At 43.9% G+C, this 19616-nt stretch carries 17 protein-coding genes; 14 read left to right on the top strand and 3 right to left on the bottom strand.

Features of this window, described 5'->3' with window-relative positions; all coding sequences use genetic code 11:
• Window positions 1-2 precede the first annotated feature (2 nt).
• From arcC to LRR81_RS17115, 5 genes are all read left to right on the top strand, one after another.
• Entirely contained in the window at window positions 3-953 is a 951-nt protein-coding gene (gene arcC, locus LRR81_RS17135) for a carbamate kinase (RefSeq protein WP_231790616.1), read from the top strand.
• Window positions 954-1071: 118 nt separating this feature from the next.
• Window positions 1072-2307 carry an arginine deiminase gene (arcA, locus tag LRR81_RS17130; RefSeq protein ID WP_231790615.1) on the top strand — a complete coding sequence of 412 codons (1236 nt, stop codon included), beginning with the start codon at window positions 1072-1074 and terminating at the stop codon, window positions 2305-2307.
• A 220-nt stretch (window positions 2308-2527) separates the two neighbouring features.
• Complete coding sequence (gene secA, locus LRR81_RS17125) at window positions 2528-5038, top strand: preprotein translocase subunit SecA (protein WP_231790614.1); 2511 nt, start codon at window positions 2528-2530, stop codon at window positions 5036-5038.
• Window positions 5039-5367: 329 nt separating this feature from the next.
• Window positions 5368-6466, top strand: a protein-coding gene (gene prfB, locus LRR81_RS17120) for a peptide chain release factor 2 (RefSeq protein WP_231790613.1) whose coding sequence is annotated in 2 segments (ribosomal slippage) — window positions 5368-5430 and window positions 5432-6466 — 1098 coding nt in all. Because the reading frame shifts where the segments join, the coding sequence is not laid out codon by codon here.
• Window positions 6467-6571: 105 nt separating this feature from the next.
• The gene (locus LRR81_RS17115; protein ID WP_231790612.1) at window positions 6572-6991 is read left to right on the top strand and encodes a hypothetical protein; all 420 of its coding nucleotides are present in this window, start codon (window positions 6572-6574) and stop codon (window positions 6989-6991) included.
• 739 nt (window positions 6992-7730) lie between these two features.
• On the opposite strand, the gene LRR81_RS17110 is transcribed toward LRR81_RS17115, so the two are convergent.
• Window positions 7731-7919, bottom strand: coding sequence for a hypothetical protein (locus tag LRR81_RS17110; RefSeq protein WP_231790611.1), 189 nt, complete (start codon window positions 7917-7919; stop codon window positions 7731-7733).
• Between the two features lie 198 nt (window positions 7920-8117).
• Between LRR81_RS17110 and LRR81_RS17105 the strand changes: the two genes are divergently transcribed.
• From LRR81_RS17105 to LRR81_RS17070, 8 genes are all read left to right on the top strand, one after another.
• On the top strand, window positions 8118-8984 hold the full coding sequence (locus LRR81_RS17105; protein ID WP_231790610.1) for a YitT family protein: 867 nt from the start codon (window positions 8118-8120) through the stop codon (window positions 8982-8984).
• Window positions 8985-9034: 50 nt separating this feature from the next.
• Window positions 9035-9355, top strand: coding sequence for a cytochrome c551 (gene cccB / locus LRR81_RS17100; RefSeq protein ID WP_231790609.1), 321 nt, complete (start codon window positions 9035-9037; stop codon window positions 9353-9355).
• A gap of 372 nt (window positions 9356-9727) precedes the next feature.
• Window positions 9728-10414 (top strand): cell division ATP-binding protein FtsE, encoded by a 687-nt coding sequence (gene ftsE, locus LRR81_RS17095; RefSeq protein ID WP_231790608.1) that lies wholly within the window; start codon window positions 9728-9730, stop codon window positions 10412-10414.
• Window positions 10407-11297: a permease-like cell division protein FtsX gene (ftsX, locus tag LRR81_RS17090; RefSeq protein ID WP_231790607.1), complete on the top strand. Its 891-nt coding sequence runs from the start codon at window positions 10407-10409 to the stop codon at window positions 11295-11297. Before ftsE ends, ftsX begins: the two co-directional genes overlap by 8 nt.
• Window positions 11298-11374: 77 nt before the next feature.
• The gene (locus LRR81_RS17085; RefSeq protein WP_231790606.1) at window positions 11375-12748 is read left to right on the top strand and encodes a murein hydrolase activator EnvC family protein; all 1374 of its coding nucleotides are present in this window, start codon (window positions 11375-11377) and stop codon (window positions 12746-12748) included.
• Window positions 12749-13040: 292 nt separating this feature from the next.
• Window positions 13041-14483 (top strand): S41 family peptidase, encoded by a 1443-nt coding sequence (locus LRR81_RS17080; RefSeq protein WP_231790605.1) that lies wholly within the window; start codon window positions 13041-13043, stop codon window positions 14481-14483.
• Window positions 14484-14827: 344 nt separating this feature from the next.
• The gene (locus tag LRR81_RS17075; RefSeq protein ID WP_231790604.1) at window positions 14828-15178 is read left to right on the top strand and encodes a swarming motility protein SwrAA; all 351 of its coding nucleotides are present in this window, start codon (window positions 14828-14830) and stop codon (window positions 15176-15178) included.
• A 133-nt stretch (window positions 15179-15311) separates the two neighbouring features.
• Window positions 15312-16493 carry a PDZ domain-containing protein gene (locus tag LRR81_RS17070; RefSeq protein WP_231790603.1) on the top strand — a complete coding sequence of 394 codons (1182 nt, stop codon included), beginning with the start codon at window positions 15312-15314 and terminating at the stop codon, window positions 16491-16493.
• 497 nt (window positions 16494-16990) lie between these two features.
• Here LRR81_RS17070 and LRR81_RS17065 read toward each other — a convergent pair whose 3' ends face one another.
• Window positions 16991-17908, bottom strand: coding sequence for an alpha/beta hydrolase (locus LRR81_RS17065; protein ID WP_231790602.1), 918 nt, complete (start codon window positions 17906-17908; stop codon window positions 16991-16993).
• Window positions 17909-18076: 168 nt separating this feature from the next.
• Here LRR81_RS17065 and LRR81_RS17060 point away from each other — a divergent pair, with 168 nt between their 5' ends.
• Window positions 18077-18616 carry a TetR/AcrR family transcriptional regulator gene (locus LRR81_RS17060; protein WP_231790601.1) on the top strand — a complete coding sequence of 180 codons (540 nt, stop codon included), beginning with the start codon at window positions 18077-18079 and terminating at the stop codon, window positions 18614-18616.
• 285 nt (window positions 18617-18901) lie between these two features.
• Here LRR81_RS17060 and LRR81_RS17055 read toward each other — a convergent pair whose 3' ends face one another.
• The gene (locus tag LRR81_RS17055) at window positions 18902-19294 is read right to left on the bottom strand and encodes a hypothetical protein (protein ID WP_231790600.1); all 393 of its coding nucleotides are present in this window, start codon (window positions 19292-19294) and stop codon (window positions 18902-18904) included.
• Between the last annotated feature and the right edge of the window lie 322 nt (window positions 19295-19616).

Raw genomic sequence — 19616 nt, 5'->3', positions numbered from 1 at the left:
GGATGGCTGATAAAAAAGTAGTAGTGGCACTTGGAGGAAATGCGATTCAAACAAAATGTGCCACGGCTGAAGGACAGGCGAAAGCGCTGGAGAAAACAGCTGAGCAGCTTGTTAAGCTGATACTGGACGGGTTTGATCTTATTTTCACCCATGGTAATGGTCCGCAGGTCGGGAATATTCTCCTTCAGCAGGAAGCGGCAGATTCAGAGGAAACTCCTGCGATGCCTCTTGATACATGTGTCGCCATGAGCGATGGCATGATTGGCTACTGGGTGGAAAATGCTCTCGAAAATGCCTTTCAGGAGCATGAGATCAAGCGGGAAATCGCCACCATCATGACAAGAATTCTAGTCGACCAAAACGACCCTGATTTTGATGACCCATCAAAGCCGATCGGCCCTGTACTGTCTGAGAAGGACGCAAAAGAAAAGATGAAAAACAGCGGGGTTGTTTATAAAGAAGATGCCGGAAAAGGCTGGAGAAGGAACGTTCCATCTCCTAAGCCAAAGAAAATTATCGGCAGCAGGCACATCGAGCGGTTAATGGAGCATGACGTTGTTGTGATCGCAGGCGGTGGCGGAGGAATTCCGATTGTAAAGGAGAACGGACGCTATAGGGGCATACAGGCAGTGATTGATAAAGATTATGCGTCAGAGCTTTTGGCTGAAGTTGTTGACGCGGATTATCTGCTGTTTTTAATGGACGAGCAAAATGTGATGCTGAATTTTGGAGAAGAAAATCAGGAAGCGATCGGTGAGACAACAGCAGACGAACTAAAAAAGCTGCTGCAGGATGGAAAGTTTGCAGCAGGCAGCATGAAGCCGAAAGTGGAAGCTGCCATTTCATTTGTAGAATCAAAGCCAAACAGGGCAGCGATTATTACTTCAATTGAACAAGGACATGCCGCCATTATGGAAAAGAAGGGCACCTATATTATTTCAGATAAAAAATAAGAGAAATTTTGCGGGAAATTGCCATACTAAGAACTGGAAGGGTCCTTAGTTTCCTTCTCCTAGCGGTTAGCAATTGAGAAAAAAAGGGTAACTCAATACGAGATAAGGGGGCCGGAAAATGGAACAAACCATACATATAACGTCAGAGATCGGTAATTTGAAAAGGGTCATGCTTCACCGTCCCGGCAGTGAAGTGGAAAACTTAACACCAGAATACTTGAAAAGGCTTTTGTTTGACGATATACCCTATTTGCCTGCTGTCCAGAAGGAGCATGATGTGTTTGCAGAGCTTTTGCGAAATCAGGGAACAGAGGTTGTGTATCTCGAAAGCCTTGTGATCGAAGCGCTGAAATCCGGCGATGCGAAGAAAGAATTCACTGAGCAGATATTGGAGGAAAGCAAATCCAATGTAAACGGAGCCGGTCCATATTTAAAAGAATATTTAATGGCCCTCTCTGAAGAGGATTTGGTCAGAAAAGTCATGGAAGGCGTGCGTACAGCGGAAATTGACAAAGGCAAAAAAATTCATCTGTACGAGCACATGTCAGATCAATATCCTTTTTATTTGGATCCAATGCCGAACTTGTATTTCACGCGCGATCCGGCAGCATCCATAGGAAATGGCCTCAGCATCAACAAGATGCATGAAGAGGCAAGGCGAAGAGAATCGCTTTTTATGAGTTTTATCGTTAAATATCATGAGCTGTTCAAAGGGCAGGATCACCCGATCTGGCTCGACAGAAATTATGAATTTCCTATAGAAGGCGGAGACCAGCTGATCTTAAGCAAAGATACCATTGCGATCGGCGTCAGTGCGAGAACATCAGCAAAGGCGATTGAAAAGCTCGCTGTGAATCTTTTTAAAAAGCAAAAGGATATTAAAACGGTTGTAGCGGTTGAAATACCAAAATCCCGTGCTTTTATGCATCTTGACACAGTATTCACAATGATTGATAAGGATAAATTCACGATGCATCCTGGCTGCATTAAAGAAGATGACAGCATGAATATTTACCTTCTTACTCCGCATGAAGAAGAGGGAAGAGTCAATATTGAAAGACGCCATAACCTCTCCAAAACATTAAAAGAAGTCCTGAAGCTTGAGGAGATTGCCCTTATCCCGTGCGGAGGCGGCGATCCGATTGTGTCAGCAAGAGAGCAGTGGAATGACGGCTCCAATACACTCGCGATCAGACCAGGTGTTGTCATTACATATGACCGCAACTACGTGTCAAACAGGCTGATGCGGGAAAGCGGCGTAGAGGTTCTGGAAATCCCAAGCTCCGAATTATCAAGAGGACGCGGTGGCCCGAGATGCATGAGCATGCCGTGGTACAGGGAAGATTATCAATAAAGCACTCCGAATGAGGAGTGTTTTTTTATGAAAAAAATCCCCATAAAAAAAGTCCTCTCCTATCAGCATCTTCCTCTATTTCCCTAAATTCCGCCATTTCTTAATGTTGTAGCATCGGTTGCTTAGTGATAATATGGAATGTGGAATAATTTATTTCGGTCCCGGCATTCAGGCAGGGCCAAACCGAGAGATCATACTTGATCATAGAGGAGCGTTTTAAATGCTTGGAATTCTGAATAAAGTATTTGATTTTAATAAACGTACACTTAATCGTTATGAAAAAATGGCGAATGAAATAGATCAATTCAGTTCTTCAATGGAAGCTTTATCAGATGAGGAGCTAAAAGGCAAAACAGCCGAATTTAGAAGCCGTCACGAAAAGGGAGAAACTTTGGATGATCTTCTTCCTGAGGCTTTTGCTGCAGTAAGAGAAGCTGCCCGCCGTGTAACAGGCATGTATCCGTATAAGGTTCAGCTTATGGGTGGTATTGCCCTTCACGAAGGGAACATATCAGAGATGAGAACAGGGGAAGGTAAAACATTGACTTCCACAATGCCTGTTTATTTGAATGCTCTTTCCGGCGAAGGTGTTCACGTTGTTACTGTCAACGAATACCTCGCAAGCCGCGATGCTTCTGAAATGGGAGAAATTTTTCAGTTTCTGGGCCTTACTGTCGGCCTGAATCTGAATTCCCTTGATAAAGACGAAAAGCGAGAAGCCTATGCAGCAGATGTTACCTATTCAACGAACAACGAGCTTGGGTTCGACTATCTGCGCGATAACATGGTGCTTTACAAAGAAGAAATGGTTCAGCGTCCATTGAACTATGCCATCATAGATGAAGTTGACTCCATCCTAGTGGATGAAGCACGGACACCGCTCATCATTTCTGGACAAGCTGCCAAATCAACAAGGCTTTATGTTCAAGCAAATGCCTTTGTCAGAACCTTGACGCTTGAAAAAGATTACACATTTGATGTGAAGACAAAAAGCGTGCAGCTGACAGAAGAAGGAATTTCAAAAGCAGAACGCGGCTTTGGCATTGAAAACCTGTTTGATATTTCTCACGTTACATTGAATCATCACATTAACCAGGCGTTAAAAGCCAATGTTGTTATGCAGCCTGACATTGATTATGTTGTGGACGACGGTGAAGTTGTGATCGTTGACCCGTTCACTGGCCGTCTAATGAAAGGCCGCCGCTACAGCGAAGGTCTGCACCAGGCAATTGAAGCAAGAGAAGGCCTTGAGATTCAAAATGAAAGCATGACCCTTGCAACCATTACATTCCAGAACTACTTCCGCATGTACAAAAAGCTTTCCGGTATGACCGGTACGGCTAAAACGGAAGAAGAGGAATTCCGCAACATTTACAACATGCAGGTTGTGGCTATTCCAACTAACCGCCCAGTTGTCCGCGATGACAGAGCAGACCTTGTTTACCGCTCAATGGAAGGCAAATTCGGCGCGGTTGTAGAAGATGTGAAACAGCGCCATGATTTGGGACAGCCTGTTCTTGTCGGTACGGTTGCAGTTGAAACGTCAGAATTGATCTCCCAAATGCTGAAGAGAAAAGGCGTTCCGCATCACGTACTGAACGCGAAAAACCACTTCAGTGAAGCGGAAATCATTGAAACAGCAGGCCAAAAAGGCGCCGTTACGATTGCGACCAATATGGCTGGTCGCGGAACAGACATCAAGCTTGGCGAAGGTGTGAAAGAGCTTGGCGGACTTGCTGTAATTGGTACGGAGCGCCATGAATCACGCCGGATTGACAACCAGCTCCGCGGACGTTCCGGACGTCAGGGAGACCCTGGTATTACACAATTTTACCTTTCCATGGAAGATGAACTGATGCGCCGCTTCGGTTCTGAAAACATGATGAATATGATGGACCGTCTCGGCATGGATGATACACAGCCGATCCAAAGCAAAATTGTCTCCCGCGCTGTCGAATCTGCCCAGAAGCGTGTGGAAGGCAACAACTTCGATGCCCGTAAGCAGCTCCTTCAATATGACGATGTCCTGCGCCAGCAGCGCGAAGTCATTTACAAGCAGCGTGCAGAGGTTATCGAATCTGAAAACCTTCGTGAAATTGTAGAAACCATGATTCAGTCTACAGTCGAAAGAGCAGTTGGCGCTTTTACACCTAGAGAAGAGCTTCCGGAAGAATGGAATCTTACTGGTCTTGTGGAATATGTGAATGCCAATCTCCTGGATGAAGGTTCATTTACTGTTGAAGAAATCAACGGCAAAGAATCAGACGAAATCACAGAAATTATTTTGGCGAAAGTGAAAGAAAAATACAGCCGCAAGGAAGAAAGCTTTGGCACAGAGCAAATGCGCGAGTTTGAAAAAGTCATTATGCTCCGTTCCGTTGACTCCAAGTGGATGGATCATATCGACAGCATGGATCACCTGCGCCAGGGTATTCACCTTCGTGCATACGGCCAGACTGATCCGCTTCGCGAGTACCAAATGGAAGGCTACCAGATGTTTGAATCAATGGTTGCTTCCATTGAAGAAGAAGTGGCCCGCTATGTCATGAAAGCAGAAATTGAAAATAACCTTGAGCGTGAAGAGGTTATCAAAGCAGATGCTGCCATCCATCCAAAGGAAGGCGACGAAGCACCGAAGAAAAAACCGTCCCGCAAAGTGGTTGAAATCGGACGCAATGAACTATGCCACTGCGGAAGCGGCAAAAAATTCAAAAACTGCCACGGCAAATAAGAGAAAATGAGAGGTGCAAGCCTCTTTTTTTCTTTTGTTTTGGCTATGTTAAAGAAAAATGTTAGTTTTTAAGCAATTGTTGATTGGAGTGGAAGGCGGGAGACTCCTGCGGGAGTGCAAGTGACGGGAGACCCCGCAGGAGAGAATCGACGAGGAGGCTCCCGCACTGCCCGCGGAAAGCGGACGCCTGCAACGGAAATCAACAGGCAAATTTAAAAGAGCCTTATTTTAAAAAATCGGCAAGGTTCGTTTTCTTTTTTGCTTGTTTTTGATTATGATAAGGAATAGAAGTTTTTACGAAATGAAAAGAAAAACATGAGGTGACTGTTATGGATTTAGTAGAAATTCGTCAAGAGCTAGACAAAACAGCTAAGAAATTAGCGGACTTTAGGGGGTCTCTTTGACCTCGATGTAAAGGAAACACGCATTCGCGAGCTTGATGAGCAAATGTCCATGCCTAGCTTTTGGGATGACCAGAACGCTGCACAGACAGTAATCAACGAGTCCAATGCTCTGAAGGAACAGGTAAATGGCTATCATGAGCTTAGTGAGAATCAGGAAAACCTGCAAATGACGCATGATCTTTTAAGGGAAGAGCCTGACGAAGAACTGCAGGAAGAGCTTGTGAGCGAGCTGAAGGAATTTACGAAAACGCTTAGTGACTTTGAGCTGCAGCTCTTATTGAGCGAGCCATATGATAAAAATAATGCGATTCTTGAATTGCACCCAGGTGCCGGCGGAACAGAATCACAGGACTGGGGCAGCATGCTGCTTCGCATGTACACTCGCTGGGCCGAGAAAAAAGGTTTTAAAGTCGATACGCTTGATTATCTGCCTGGAGATGAAGCAGGCATCAAGTCTGTTACTCTTCTCATTAAAGGACATAACGCATACGGCTATTTAAAAGCAGAAAAAGGTGTTCACCGCCTTGTTCGGATCTCGCCGTTTGATTCATCAGGACGCCGCCATACATCTTTTGTTTCCTGTGAAATCATGCCGGAATTCAACGATGAAATTGAAATTGACATCCGTACGGAAGATCTGAAAATTGACACTTATCGTGCAAGCGGCGCCGGCGGGCAGCATATTAATACAACAGACTCAGCTGTAAGGATTACCCACATCCCGACAAACGTGGTTGTATCCTGCCAAACAGAGCGGTCCCAGATCAAAAACCGCGAGCATGCGATGAAAATGCTGAAAGCAAAGCTTTATCAAAAGAAAATTGAAGAGCAGGAAGCACAGCTTGCTGAAATCCGCGGCGAGCAAAAGGATATCGGATGGGGAAGCCAGATCCGGTCCTATGTTTTCCACCCATACTCTCTTGTGAAAGATCACAGAACCAACACAGAAGTCGGGAATACGCAATCGGTGATGGACGGCGAACTGGACACGTTCATTAACTCGTATCTCCGCTCGAAACTGTAATCCCAAACCTCGAATATTGTCGTACAGGAAAAAGATGGAGCGTTTGTCGCTTTAAAATACCGGGTAAATAATTCTTATCTATGTGACGATTCGGAGGTGTGAAAATTGAAGGTCCTTTTAAGGGTGATCATCAGCTGTCCGTTTGCCTTTTCCCTGCTCTACGGCCTAATGGGTCTCTCAAAATGGTCCGGTACAGAAGGACTTTATACGGCTTTGGCCGTCATCATCCTTTCCGGCGGAGTTCTCCTCTTTATATGGGGAAAACAAAAAATTTACTTGTGGGGAGTCATGTTTTCGGCGCTTGGGGGTACCATGCTCCTTGGCATGACCGGCTTCCATTCTTACATGGACTCTGCCATTCTAATGGCTGTAGGGTTCGGGATGCTCACACTGGGACTTCTTATTATCACCATTTTTACCTTTGCTGCATGCATCTCCGGGAAGCAGCCAAAAAACGTCAGCTTCCGGAGCCGTGTAAACAGCACTAATGGATCTTCAACTTTTCATAGCAGAACCCGGCCTTAATTGGCCGGTTTTTTGTTTTGGAGGAGAGAGGAGAAAGCACTTTTGGGATTTGACTTATGGATTTGGATTTTAACTGAGCAATCTGCCTATGTATCTTTTATGTTTGTTCTAATAAATTGGCTGTTGATTTCAGCACGAGGGGTCCGCTTTCCGCGGGGCGGGCGGTGAGCCTCCTCTGCGCTTTAGCGCTTGCGGGGTCTCACCTGTCCCGCTGCTCCCGCAGGAGTCTCCCCCCTGCTGCTCCAATCAACAGGTGTGAGGAATTTGCATCTTTTACTAACATAGGCAGGTACAGCGTTTTTCTTAAAGCCGAAATTCCCTTTATACATAGTTAAAACTTCTTTTCAGACTAAGCAAAGTGCCATATTCACCGAACAGCCAATATATTCACCGATTGAAAGCGGATATTCACCAAACTACCTATTATTTTCACGAACAGCCGGTTACAAAGAACAACCCCATTGATCTGAACCAAAAATAGGCATGCAGTCCATGCCATAATACGATTGATCTGAACCAAAAATAGGCATGCAGTCCATGCCATAATACGGAAAACTCCTTTTTACGAAGTGAAAACTCAATTACCAAAGCCAGCACAGTACCATATTCACCGAACCAGCCAATATATTCACCGATTCAAAGCAGATATTCGCCAAAGCGGCCGTTATATTCGCCAAAACAGTTATTATATTAGCCAACAGCCGGTTACAGAGAACAACTCCATTAATCTGAACCAAAACTAGGCATGCATTACATGCCATAATACGGAAAACTCCTTTTTACAAAGTGAAAACTCAATTTCCAAAGCCAGCGCAGTACCATATTCACCGAACCAGCCACCATATTCCCCGATTTGAAGCAGATATTCACCAAAACGGCCGTTATATTCACCAAACCAGCCATTATATTCCCGAATGGCCCGTTGCAAAGAGCCCTCCGATTAATCTGATACATAATCAATCGAGACTATTCCAAAAAACTGAATTTTTTCCTAGTTTCCATCAAAACCTAGTACAGTCAGCTCTCCGCTTTCTTGCTTTACCACTTTATCTGGAAGCTATTTACACTGCGGGGGAAAGGGTGCTATACTCTCTCTGGCAAATAGTTAGTCATTCGGAGGTTCATAATGAAGCAGCGCAGAGGAACGAATTTATCTCATCCTTTATTTCAGAAAATTATTGAGTATGCAAGCATATTAGCCGGCTCAGGCATTGTTGCGCTGGCGTTTAACTTGTTTTTGCTTCCTAATAAGGTGGCATCTGGCGGTGTGAGCGGGATCAGTACGATTTTGCATTCTGTTCTAAGCTGGGAGCCGGCTTATGTGCAATGGGCATTCAACATTCCGCTATTCGTTGCAGGGGTGCTTGTTCTTGGTAAGCAGTTCGGTTTTAAGACACTGATCGGTACAGTGTTCCTTCCTTTAGTCGTGTTTTTAACGAAGGATTGGGAGCCTGCTACAAACAATGCTCTGCTTGGGGCGCTGTTCGGAGGAATAGGCGTTGGTCTAGGGCTTGGTCTTGTTTTCAGAGGAAAGGCATCAACAGGCGGTACAGATTTGGCCGCGCAGATTATTCATAAATTCACCGGGCTTTCGCTTGGGACATGCGTAGCTATTATAGATGGCATGATTGTGATCGCAGCAGCGTTCGTCTTTGATATTGAGCGGGGACTTTACGCATTAATCGGGTTATATGTAACAAGCAAAACGATTGATGTGGTTCAGATCGGACTCGGGCGGAGCAAGATGGCGATGGTTATTTCCCAGCGTGAAGAGGAAGTGCGCCAGGCAATCTTAAGCCAGATTGACAGAGGCGTGACAAAGCTCTCGGCATTTGGGGGCTATACAGACTTAGAAAAGCCGATCATCATGTGCGTCGTCGATCAGACAGAATTCACAAAGCTGAAACAATTGGTGAAAAGCATTGACCCAAGCGCTTTTGTTATCGTAATGGACGCTTCAGAGGTGCTTGGAGAAGGTTTCAAACGGGCTTAGATAGGTTATAATAGCCCTGTTATTACTTCCTTTTTTGAGAGGAGAAAGCAATGAAGCGTAAAATAGCAGCACTTATACTCGGTACTTCGTTTGTCCTGGCTGCATGCGGCGGCGGGGGAGGCAGTGATTCCAAAACGGCAACAGAATCAGCAAACGGCCCGGAAGTTTTTAAACAAAACTGTTCTAGCTGCCATGGCGGCGACCTTAAGGGCGGATATGGTCCAAGCCTTGAAAAAGTTGGCGCAGAGCACAATGCTGAAGAAATTCAAAAAATCATTGAAAACGGAAAAGGCAATATGCCGCCGAATATTCTTGGCGGAGATAAAGCCGCAGAAGAAGCGGTAGCCAAATGGCTTTCCGAAAAAAAATGAGTCAAAAAAAGGACCGGCAAACGGGCCTTTTTTTGTTGTCGTATTTTGTATATTGGAAATATATCTTTTTTCATAATACGAAAAGCACTTTTTAATTTACCCGTTTTTTGTCATAATAAACGTCCTTTTAACCCCATTGAAACACAAATGTAATAATAATGAGCCTATTCTTGTCTTAAATAGATGTTATAATGATGGCTGTGAGAAAAACTTTCCAATAATTCGACTTGCATTCGACAACATATGACAAAACCGCATGATGAAGTACAAAACCTCTAAGGGTGCTACTTGTAGCAGCCTTCAAATTTTTCAGGTGGAAAGTAACAATTAAATACAATAGCAACAAAAAAATAATAGCTTTGGGTGATTTTCATGATTGAAATGGAACAGGTTTATAAAACCTACCCGAATGGCGTGCTGGCTATAAACGGCATCAACATTAAAATTAACCAGGGTGAGTTCGTTTATGTAGTCGGTCCCAGCGGGGCAGGTAAAAGTACGTTTATTAAAATGATGTACCGTGAGGAAAAACCAACCTCCGGCAAGATCATTATCAACGGGGTAAATCTTGCTAAGCTTAAAGAGAGCAGGGTCCCTTATTTAAGAAGAGGCATCGGCGTCGTTTTCCAGGATTTCAAACTTTTGCCGAGGCTGACGGTGTTTGAAAATGTTGCCTTCGCACTTGAAGTAATCGGAGAAAGCCAGAAAAACATCAAGAAAAAAGTGCTGGATGTGCTGGATCTCGTTCAGCTGAAGCACAAGGCAAGAAGCTTTCCGGATGAACTGTCAGGCGGCGAGCAGCAGCGTGTATCACTTGCAAGATCAATCGTTAATAATCCGGGTGTGGTCATCGCAGATGAACCGACAGGCAACCTGGATCCTGACACCTCCTGGGAGATAATGAATATCTTTGAGGAAATCAACAACAGAGGCACAACGATTGTAATGGCGACGCATAACCGCGAAATCGTCAACAGCATCACAAGGCGCGTTATTGTCATAGAAGACGGCAAAGTGGTGCGCGATGAAGCCAGAGGGGAGTATGGTTTATATGATTAATACCCTTGGCCGCCACTTGCGCGAAAGCTTAAAATCTCTCGGAAGAAACGCGTGGATGACACTTGCATCAGTCAGTGCCGTCACAATGACGCTCATTCTGGTCGGTACATTCCTAGTCATTATGCTGAACTTGAACAACTTTGCGAACAACGTAGAAGGCGATGTCAGCATTAAAGTGCTGGTTGATGTCACAGCCAGCAAAGATGAGCAGGCTAAGCTGCAGCAGGATATAGAAAAGGTTCCCGGTGTTCAGCAAGTGGAATTTTCCTCTAAAAAGCAGGAACTGGACAACCTGATTGCCAGCATGGGAGAAGAAGGAAAGTCGTGGAAGCTCTTTAAGCAAAATAATCCGCTGAATGATGCATTCAACGTTAAAGCAGAGGACCCGCGTCAAACTCCTGAAGTAGCTCAAAAACTTCAAAATCTTGATAATGCCTACAAGGTCAATTACCAAAAAGATGAAGTGAAAAAGCTTTTCAGCAACTTATCTATTGCAAGAAATATCGGGATTGGGCTGATCATTGGATTGATCCTGACTGCCATGTTCCTGATTTCAAATACAATTAAAATAACCATTTTTGCCAGAAGAAAAGAAATAGAGATTATGAAACTCGTAGGAGCCACCAACTCCTTTATCAGATGGCCGTTCTTCCTTGAAGGCCTGATTCTCGGAGTGCTTGGCTCACTGGTTCCGATCGCGCTCATCGTTTCCATATATAATGCTCTATACACCTGGGCGCTTCCGAAGCTCCAGGGATCCTATGTCCAGCTGCTCCCATTCAGCCCATTTGTTTATCAAATTTCCGGCCTGCTCTTATTGATCGGCGGTCTGATTGGTGTCTGGGGAAGCTTAATGTCCGTAAGAAAGTTCTTGAAAGTATAAAGAAAGGGCCTATGCCGGCGAACGAAAGAATGCCGGCATAACAGCCCGTCAGATACATAAACCGGGGAGGAACGAAAGTGAACAGAAAGATAATGTCTTGGGGATTAGCCGCCATAATCGGCACAAGCGGAATTCTGATTCCTTTAAACAATCCAATTGCTGCAGCTCAAACACTTGAAGAAAAGCAAAAGGAAGTCCGTGACCAGCAATCTGGCGTGAACTCCAATATCCAATCCAAACAAAGCCGCATTAACGAATTGAAACAAACAGAAGCCAAACTGAACGAAGAAATCAAAAACCTTGATATGAAGGTATCTGCTACAAGCGGCAAGATTGCGGACAAGCAGGCAGAAGTAGAAGAAACGAAGAAAAATATTGAAGATGCCAAAAAAGAAATCGCAGCTGTAAAAAAGCGGATCGCAGAACGCAATGAGCTGCTGAAGAACCGTGCCCGCTCTATGCAGGAAAGCGGCGGAATGATCCGCTATTTAGATGTGCTGCTGGGTGCTCAGAATTTCAGTGACTTTGTCTCCCGCATGAGCGCTGTATCTACAATTGTTGATGCTGATAAAGAAATTATCAAAGCTCATGAAAAAGATATGAATCTATTGGAGCAAAAAGAAGCAGAACTAAATAGCAGCCTGCAGAAGCTGCAAACAGCTCTTTCTGAGCTTGAAAGCTTAAAAGAAACATTGAACAAGCAAATGGACGATAAAAATAAATTTATGGCTTCCACTCAAAAAGAACACGACGATGCTGAGGATGACTTGATGACTCTTCAAGAAAAATCATCCTTCCTGGCAGATCAGGACGCTGCTATTCAAAAAGAAATTGCCCGTGCCAAAGCAGCTGAAGAAGAACGCAAGCGCCAGGCAGCTGAAGCGGCACGCCGTGCAGCAGCTGAAAAAGCAGCAGCTGCCGAGCATGCAAAAGCAACTGCGAAGCAAGCCCAAGAAAGCCGTGAAAGCGGCTCGCCGGCTCCATCTGCATCAACCAGCAGCCCGGAACCGAGCGAGAGCACTTCACCGCAAACGGGAAGCGGCAACTTCATTAAGCCGACAAATGGTGTGTTCACATCCGGCTTCGGCATGAGGGTCCATCCAATTACACATAAGCACAAACTGCATGCCGGCATCGACTTTGCCAATCCGGCACCGAATGTACCGGTTTATGCAGCAGCAGCAGGAACTGTTACGCGTGCTGGCTATTCCAGCAGCTTCGGTAACGTTGTCTACATCACACACAGCATTAACGGCAAAATCTACACAACAGTTTATGCGCATCAGGAACGCCTCCTCGTTCACACGGGCCAAACCGTTGAACAAGGACAGCAGATCGGCATCATGGGCAACACAGGAAATTCAACAGGCAAACACTTGCACTTTGAAATCCACGACGGCCCATGGCAAGGTGCAGGAAACGCGATTAATCCATTGCCGCTTTTGAATTAATATTGGGAAAGAGTGTTCTTCGAGAGAAGGGCGCTCTTTTTTTGTTTTTTAGGGGATAATGAAGCACCTGTCCTTTAGCAGTAATAATGGGGACAGGGCCTTAAAAGACAATGTCAAAACCATCACCCAATTTAAAACCACCCACCAACCCAAACCTCAGCACCAACCCAAACCGCACCTCCAAAACCTCCCTATCCCATACATGTTTTTCCATCAAAAAACATATACTACCAAAGAGCGGGGGCTGTCCAATAAACGTTTGTTTAATTCGTTAGAACCAAGGAGGTTTCAAATGAAGCAAAAAGTCATTGCCCTCATCATCGGCTGTACGGTAGCTGCAGGAGCCGGCGGGATGTTTGCCGGTACGAAGCTTGCGGATGAGGAAAAAGCTGCAGTGCCGGCTTCTTCGCTGCTGGCGAAAGAGACAGGGGAGGCTGAGTTTCCCGGTCTGGAGAAGGTAAAGCAGGCGTATGAGCTGATTACGGACAAGTATGTGGAGAAAGTGGATAGAGAAAAGCTGTATGAAGGGGCCATTCAGGGCATGCTTTCGACCTTGAAGGATCCTTATTCCATTTATATGAACAAAGATACGGCGAAGCAGTTTTCTGATGCGCTTGATTCTTCTTTTCAGGGAATTGGCGCTGAAGTGGGACTGAGAGATGGCAAGGTGATTATTGTGTCTCCGTTTAAAGGGTCTCCTGCAGAAAAAGCCGGGCTGCATCCGAATGATGAGATCTTGAGGATTGACGGCAAGGCGATTGAGGGAGAAGACCTGAATGAAACAGTGCTTCGAATCAGGGGCAAGAAGGGGACACAGGTTATTCTTGAGATCCGCCGAGCCGGAACAGCAGATCCTATTGCGATACCTGTTAAGAGGGATGATATTCCGCTTGAAACAGTGTTCAGCAAAGTGAAGACAAATGAAAATGGAAAAAAAGCAGGGATCATTCAGATTACCTCTTTTTCAGAAAATACGGCAGCTGATTTTACGAAGCAGCTGAAAAAGCTTGAAAAGGAAAAAATCGATGGACTTGTGATCGATGTGAGGGGCAATCCAGGCGGTTATCTGCAAAGTGTGGAAGAGATTTTAAAGCAGTTTATCCCGAAAGATAAGCCTTATATTCAGATTGAGCAGCGGAATGGTGATAAGACACCATCTTATTCAGCGCTTGCAAAGAAAAAAAGCTATCCGGTGAATGTTTTAATTAACAAAGGAAGCGCATCAGCTTCAGAAATTTTGGCAGGTGCCATGAAGGAAGCCGGGCAGTATGACCTTGTCGGGGATACATCCTTTGGCAAAGGAACCGTGCAGCAGGCAATCCCAATGGGTGATGGCAGCAACATTAAGCTGACGCTTTATAAGTGGCTGACTCCTGATGGAAATTGGATTCATAAGCATGGAATAGAGCCGACGATTGCTGTTTCAGAGCCGGGCTACTTTACATCAGGACCGCTTCAGCCTGCAGCACAGCTTAAGAAGGATATGAACAGTGACGAAATAAAAACAGCCCAAGTGCTCCTCAAAGGACTCGGGTATGATCCGGGCAGAGAAGATGGCTATTTCAGCCTGCAAACGGAACAGGCCGTGAAGGCTTTTCAGAAAAAGAACAGTCTGCCGGCAACAGGCATCATCACCCAGTCTATGGCAGAAAAAATCAACACTCAGATTCAGGCGAGAAAGCTAAATGCTAAAAATGATGTTCAGCTGAATGCTGCAATCAAAGCCTTGTTTTAAAAAAAGCCCGGAAGCTTCCGGGCTTTTTTTGTATTCCTTCCTCATCTAGGAAAAACAGTACGATTTTCTGAAAGAAGTTAGGATATTGGAGTGAAAAAAAGCTTTTTTACTAATAGAAAAGGGCAGGTAAAGCAGTATTTCAAGGATATCAAAAGACCTGTTTTTGCTTTTTATAGCCGTAAAATTTGTAATATAAACGAAATATATACTACAAATAGAGGATAGAAAGCCTTTCGGAGAGCGAAATATCCAACTTTAGCGGGTTGTTACAACCATTACAAATGGTAACATAGAGGTATTCCTGTTCTGCACATTACACTTCATAGAAAATGGGGGACTTCACTTTGAAAAGGGCTAGTGTGATGAGAGAACAAATCTATCGTAACCTGATGGAGGAATTCAGGGAGAAAACGAGGCCAAGCATATATACTAACAGTAAAAGCAGCAGATGGCTCCAGCTTTTTTGCATGTATCTGGCTAATTATACAGATATCAAGCATTTAGATGAGGTGCAGGAACAGGATGCGGAAAAATACTTTGATTATTTGACGTCCAATCATAAACGGCTGTCTTTAAGCTTAGCAGATATTAAGCGGTCAATGCAGCTTCTTGAAGAGTCATTGAATATTAAAATTTATGCGCCGCTGCTCGATTTTTCCCTGTCTAATTCAGTCTTATGGAAGAACCTGAAGTAGCCCGCTGCCGCAAGGGTAAAAGTTCTTAAAAACCGCTCTCCATCTTATATTCAAGCGCATTCAAATCTGATAGAATGAGGATACCTATATAGATAGATGTCCGAATTGTTAACAAGGTGGTGGAACTGTTTTCATGGATTGGCTGATTGCTTTAGGATGGGGAATTCTCCGACTGTTTGCACAGCCGCTGCTTTACCTTTTTGCGGTCCTTCTTCTCGTTAGAGGACTTTACAGGGTGAAAAGGGAGCGGCGGAGTTTTCATACGCGCATACAGGATTTATATGAGGAATGGAAATTTGCATTCAGCAAGGGTCTATTGGCTGGCCTCCTGCTGTCTGTGATAACAATAGGACTTGGTCTTCTGCTGCCGAATGGCAGCATAATGCTGCTTGCACTTGTAACGGCTGTGATTGGCCTGACCTTTCAGCTCCGTTTTCTATCTGCAGCATACACGGTCGGCCTGACGTTTTTTGCTGCTGTGCTTTTGAACAGCTTGGGCGGCGGAACTGCACAGCAATATTTCACAGGCCTCAATCACCTCTATTTGCCGGCTCTTGTTATTCTGCTCAGCCTTCTTTTAATTGCAGAAGGCTACTTGATTTTAAGATCCGGGTTTGTTAAAACCTCCCCAAATATCGTCTCCAGCAGCAGAGGTTTGCCGATTGGCAACCATCTGGCTGATAAAACATGGATGCTGCCCGTCTTCCTGCTGATCCCGGGAGATGTGATCAGCGCGAACTTTTCCTGGTGGCCGGTATTTGATCTTGCGGGCCAGTCATTCACATTCCTGCTTGTTCCTTTCTTTATCGGCTTTCATCAAAGAGTTCAAGGCTCGCTGCCAAGGGAAAGCATTCAGGTAACTGGAAAAAGAGTCATGTGGCTCGGTGCCCTTATTCTCGTCATCTCTTTAACCAGCATCTGGTGGATTCCGATTTCCTATCTTGCTGCTGTTCTTGCCATTGCAGGCAGGGAAGCCATTTCGATCCGTCAGCGGATGAACGATAATGCTGCATCGTTTTACTTTTCAAAACGGGACAAGGGGCTTGTTATTCTTGGGATCCTCCCTGGCTCGCCTGCAGATAAAATGGGTCTGAAAGTCGGAGAAATGGTCATGAAGGCAAACGGGATTTCAGTTAAAACGCCGGATGAGTTTTATGCGGCCCTACAGAAGAACGGTGCTTTCTGCAAGCTTGAGCTGATCAGCTTGAACGGCGAGATCCGCTATGCTCAAAGAGCCCTTTACGAGGGTGAGCATTATGAGCTCGGAATTCTCTTTGTGGAGGATGCCAAAAAAGGGAAACATAAGGCAGTATAGGTGTAATTTTTATAAACCTCATCAGCGGAATGAATATCAAATTATTTCGGAATGCTTCCATAATTTAATGGAAGGTACACTTTTACTAAAAGGGAATAAATCCATAAGACATTTAAAGCCGTATTCTTTTGTAACAGGAATACGGCTTTGCATTTTTTTAAGGGGCAGCTCATGTTACCTGTTGGAATTGTAATGTGGAAATAGACGTTACACCACCTTCTTGATTAAGATTTCTAAGTTATAAACCAGTGTTACTGCTCTGGTTTTTTATGTGTAATGCTTAAATTAAATGATGTCCAAGGATATAAAAGAAAAAATTTCTCTTTGCTGTTGCTTGGAAGTGAAGTTCTAACTAATAAAAAAACCTGTTGTTGGAGGTGGAAGAAGCAGTATTTCCCATGAACCAAAGAGCAATTTAGTTTGTGAAGGCAGTAGAAGGAGTGGTCTTTTTCGACAGCCTGAGGGTGTCTTTTGAGATCCCCTCGTTTGCATGATTACTAAAGATTTTCTTTATAGAAAACGCCTAACTTTTCAACTGCCTTGCGCACTGGCTCCGGCCTGTCATATAGGTCATAGTGGCTTGCTCCTTCAATAACGAACAAATCTTTTTTCTCAGAAGCTGCTCTGTCATAAAGTTCATGGCCATCCTTATATGAACCAAACACTCCTTGCAAATCACCGACAATGATTTGCAGTGGCTGTGTTAGCAGAATTTCTGCTAAATGGACAGCATCAAAACCGATTACCGAATCTATGCTGGTAAATTTCAATTTGTTTGGAGAATTAGGATTCTGACCTCTTGGAGTTCTGTAGTAGTCTACTGCTCCCACAATATCGATATCAGTCATACCAGCTTCTTCTCTTTCTGCATGACTAGCAGGAATCCACTGTGTAACCATAGGTTCGGCTCCACGCGCTTCAGCAGTGCGTTGTTGAGCAATTTCCTCTAAAACTTTGATTGGATCTCCTTCACGATATCCACGGCCGATATTCGCACCGACGACCGTACCAACTGCTTTGATGCGACGCTCTGTCATTGCAGCATTCACGGCATATCCGCCTCCTGCACAAACACCTAATACGCCAATACGATTTTCGTCGACATAAGCTAGTGTCGTTAGGTAATCAACCGCACACCGAATATCCTCAACACGAGCAGCTGGGTATTCGGCATACCGTGGCTCGCCTTCGCTTTCTCCTTGAAAGGATGCATCGAATACAATCGTTACAAACCCTAGCTCAGCAAGTTTCTCCGCGTAAATGCCTGCTGTTTGCTCTTTACAGCTGCTGCCCGGATGAACGCAAACAATTGCTGGATTTTGTTTCTTTTTTTCAGCATGTTCAGGTACATTTACAATCCCCGCAATTTGTAGTCCATGTGCATGAAATTTTACTTTCTTTTTAGTAACTGGCACAGCTAAAACCACCTTTATTCAAGAATTAAATACACTTGTGCGTATTAATCGCCTCGTGTATATTTATATTAAAATAAAGGAATAGTTGATTCAATTACCATATTACGCAAGATGAGTATTAATACACAGATTGCTTGTGTTGTTTACAAACTGGAGGAGGACTGCTGTGTGGGTAAAATAGATCGAAGAATTTTAAAATCTCGGCAGGCTATTCAATTGACGTTTTTACAGATGTTAGTTACGGATGGATTTGACGGGATTACGGTTAAAAATATTACGGAAACAGCTAACATTAGTCGAAAAACATTCTACCTGCATTACCTTGATAAATACGATCTGTTAGATAAGATTGTGGATGATCATATAGCACAATTGCGAGAAATATGTGATCAAAAACAAGACAAAGGCATCATAGAAGGTTCGATATTATGGTTTGCTTATTTTGAGGAACATAAATCATTTTTTGCGGCATTGTTTAAAAGTCAAGGTGCTTCATCATTTCGCAAAAAGCTATTGTCTTTTACAATGGGGGAGATAAATAAAAAGCTTAATGAAGATTCGCATCTTATTATTGATAGGCATATTTTTTTGAAGTTCTTAGGAACGGCAACACTGGGAGTATTGGAATCTTATGTACTAGAAGAAGTAGATAGTGATATTGAATCTGTAGCAAAGCAAGTTGTGCAGCTATATGAAAAGCATATTTAGATTCCTCAAGATCGAAAGCTCACCACGGAGGCACTAATCTCGAGGGGCATTGTTCCTCCCACAGACCCCTGTGCAATATGACCTTCACCCCCTTCGCCGTACCGTTCTCCGTATCTAGAAGACTAACTAGTATAATAGCTGAATTCATTCACTAAGATCAGGTCCCGGTCTAAAATATCCTTTTCCGCGACACAAAATGACTCTCACCACATGAAAAAGGAGAATGAATTCATTATGAAATCATCCCCTCAAATAATTTGAATATGCTTATACTGATATTACTCATCAATGACTCGCTAAACGTTTTTCAAAATCCGCCTTAAACAACAGAATAGCATCAATATTTACAGCAAAATCGTGGTCACTAATATTAAAATTAGTTACAAACTCGTCAGATCTCTCACGAACCATTATTGCCGGACGGATATTGTCTCCAATAGCGTCCTTAGTGACAGCACTTCCATAGAAATACCAATTAGTTTGAGTAGGGGGATTTGCTGCATTCTTAGACAAGTCATTTTTTATTAATTTACATAATTGATCCAAAAAATCTTCATTAAGCACAATGGTTTTTCCATGGGGGCCATCAACAGAAATATCAGCATATCCATACCAAATATTCCTGCTTGTATGCTTTCCATCATTTGAAGTGTATGTTTCATCAAACAAAATCTTCATTTCATTCCCCTCCGTTAGTATAAAATTTCTTTCCGCTTAGAAAATGCAAAATAGCTTGCTGTTAGTCTCACAAAGCTTATAACCGTTAGGCAAGCTAACTTCATAAGAGGGTTCCTCCTAAAGCTGTGAGTTAGGGTGTTGTCTATACTCACATCTTACTGAGAGCCCCTATTTTTTTCAAATTCAAAAAATAACGAACTACAGGAATGCTATCGGGTGCTTAAGTTGAACAATTGGGTTGCTATGGTAACCTTTTTTCGATCTTCAACTAAAGGAAGGTTAGTTGAAGATTGTTTTTTGACTTTTGTGCAGCACTCGAGGC

Source organism: Metabacillus kandeliae, from assembly GCF_021166585.1.
Taxonomy (GTDB): domain Bacteria; phylum Bacillota; class Bacilli; order Bacillales; family Bacillaceae; genus Metabacillus_B; species Metabacillus_B kandeliae.
Note: the sequence above shows the minus strand (reverse complement) of the source record. Positions and strands in the feature narration are given on the sequence as shown.